This window comes from Nostoc flagelliforme FACHB-838, assembly GCF_014698065.1.
Lineage (GTDB): Bacteria > Cyanobacteriota > Cyanobacteriia > Cyanobacteriales > Nostocaceae > Nostoc > Nostoc flagelliforme_B.
On sequence record NZ_JACJSI010000576.1, the window covers coordinates 1 to 2,973 of the forward strand.

1 protein-coding gene is annotated in these 2,973 nt (G+C 44.0%); it reads left to right on the plus strand.

The features are described from left to right. Positions 1-75: 75 nt before the first annotated feature. Positions 76-2,973 (plus strand): ATP-binding protein (locus H6G97_RS51755; protein WP_242056164.1); only part of this gene is annotated, 2,898 nt, incomplete at its 3' end.

The following is a 2,973-nucleotide window of genomic DNA, read 5'->3' on the forward strand; positions in this document are numbered from 1 at the left end:
CTCGTTGGGGATCTGGTGGCTATGCTTTTTTTCTTCTGGTAACTATAAACAAGATTAATTATTCGCTTGTTCGTATTGTTTCCGCGAACTACTTCTTTTTGTCCAAAGTCCAAGGATGAGCAAGTGCAACAGTGGCGATCGCGCCTGCTCACTGCTCTGGGCAGCAACGGGCAAATCATCATTGATGTCATCCCCGAAGTTGAGTTAATCATTGGCAAACAGTCGCCTACACCCGAAGTTGGAGCAACAGAAGCACAGAATCGCTTCAATCTCACGTTTCAAAGATTTGTGCGGGCGTTTTGTGCAAAAGAGCATCCCCTAGTCATTTTCTTAGACGATTTACAGTGGATCGATTCTGCGACCTTGAAGTTAATCGAACTCATCTTACTTGATGAGCAAATCCAGTATCTGTTTTTGATCGGAGCCTACCGAGATAACGAACTGACTCCAACGCATCCGTTGGTCTTAACGCTAGAGAGCCTGCGAAACCAGGGAGCAGCGCTTCAAGAAATCACCCTGACCCCCTTAACGCTGGAACCCTTGACTCAATTGGTGGCTGAGACATTACATCGCAATCCTGATACCGTTCGTTCCTTAACCCAAGTCGTGTTGCGTAAAACCGAGGGCAACCCTTTCTTTGTTGGTGAATTTTTGAAGCTGCTGCATAGCGAAAACCTATTAACCTTTGATGCCCAACAGTTGAGTTGGCAGTGGAACTTAACTGAGATTGAAGCTCAAGATATCACCGATAATGTGGTGGAGTTGCTGCTACGTCAGTTGCAAAAATTACCGTCAGCAACACAGCAAGTTCTCTCCATAGCGGCTTGTGTTGGGTCTGAGTTTGATTTAGAAACGTTGGCGATCGTTTGCGAAAAATCACCGAAAGCAATTTTCCAGGATTTATTAGAAGCAATACAAGCTGGATTAATTCAACCTCTGTCTGAATTAGACAAAGACTTGTTAGTTCAAGAGTATAAGTTCTTGCATGACCGGGTGCAGCAAGCTGCATACGCCTTAATCGATGAGTCGCACAAACAAGTTGTTCATCTCCAAATCGGTCGTAATTTACTAGAAAAGACCTTATCAAAGCGGTTATCAGAGAGGCTGTTTGAGATTGTTGAGCACCTAAATCATGCGATTGAGCTTGTAACCGATCAAGCAGAACGCCATGAAATTGCCAAATTAAATTTAATCGCAGGTCAGAAAGCAAAGGCAGCGATCGCCTATAGTATGACTCAGAACTATTTAGCCGCAGGGAGAGCATGGCTGGTAGTTTCTAGCTGGAAAACAGACTATGACCTGACATTAGATTTATATCTAGAAACAACAGAAGTTGCGTATTTGTGTGGCGATTTTGAGCAGGTAGAATCCTGGGTCGCGATCGTTCTGCAAGAAGCTAAAACGGTTCTCGACATCGTAAACTTTTATGATGTCAAAATTCAAACCGACACAGCGCAGGGTCAGCCATTGAAAGCAATCAATACTGCGTTGCAAGTTTTACAGCAATTGGGGATCAGTTTTCCCGAAAAGCCAAGTCAGTCGGATATTCAGCTTGAACTAGACACAATCACATCCCGATTCAGTGAGAAGCTGATCGAGGACTTTATTCATCTGCCGGAAATGACCGAGCCGGAAAAGTTGGCGGCGATGCGGATTCTATCAAGTATAACGGTTGCTGCCCATATGGCTGCTCCCGATCTGATGCCTCTACTTGCATCTAAACAGGTCAACCTGTCAATCCAGTATGGCAACGCGTTTGTGTCACCCTTTGTGTATGCCACCTTTGGGTTAATTCTTTGTGGAATGGTCGGAAACATAGAGGTTGGCTACCAATTTGGACAGCTTGCTCTCAGGCAGTTGTCACAGCCTCATAACCATTCACTCAGAGCTAGAACATTACTGTTCGTAAATGTCTTCATCATCCACTGGAAAGAACATATTAGAGAATCACTGGAGCCATTACTAGAAGGCTATCAAAGTGGACTAGAAACTGGGGACTTAGAGTTTGCTGCATATTGCGCTCACGGTTACTGCTTCCACTCCTTTGTCGTCGGAAAGGAACTCGTGGAACTTGAACGCGAGATGAGGATATACAGTGAAGCAATCCGTGAAATCAAACAGAAAACAGCACTAACCTTGAATCAACTATTTCACCAGTTTGTCTTAAATTTGATGGGATGCTCGGTCAATCCATGTCGTCTAATTGGCGAATCTTACAATGAGGAGAATAGACCGCCACACTATGAAATAAATGGAAACTTAATCTTTAAAATACATTTCAACAAACTTTTCCTATGCTATCTATTTTCTGAGTACTCTCAGGCAATTGAAAACTCAACCCTAGCGGCAAGTCATTTGAGCGAAGTAATAGCGGCTCCCTCGGAGCATTTGTACTACCTCTATGACTCTCTGGCAAGACTGGCTACATACCCCGGAAGCAGCGCTCAAGCTCAGTCGGAAATCCTCAAAAAAGTTGCTGTTAACCAGGAGAAAATGAAACAATGGGCACATTATGCACCAATGAATTATTTGCATAAATATTATCTGGTGCAAGCCGAGACTGCACGAGTTTTGGGTCAGTTGCTTGAGGCAGAAGAATTCTACGAACAAGCGATTCAAGGAGCTAGAGAAAACGAATACATCCAGGAAGAGGCGTTAGCATACGAATTAGCTGCCAAGCATTATTTAGCGCGAGGTCGGTCAAAGATTGCTCAGATCTACATGAAAGAAGCTCACTACTGCTACGATCGCTGGGGCGCAACCGCTAAAGTTAAAGACTTAGAAACTCGCTATCCACAGTTCTTTCCTCAGTCGTCTAGAGCCGCTTCCACATTAATTCCGATTACTGCTGAAACTATCTCTAATCCCTTCCATACTGCTTTCGATTTAGCAGCAGTGATGAAAGCTTCACAGGCGATTTCTCGTGAAATTGAACTGAAGCAACTGCTGCGATCACTGATGCAAACTTTAATT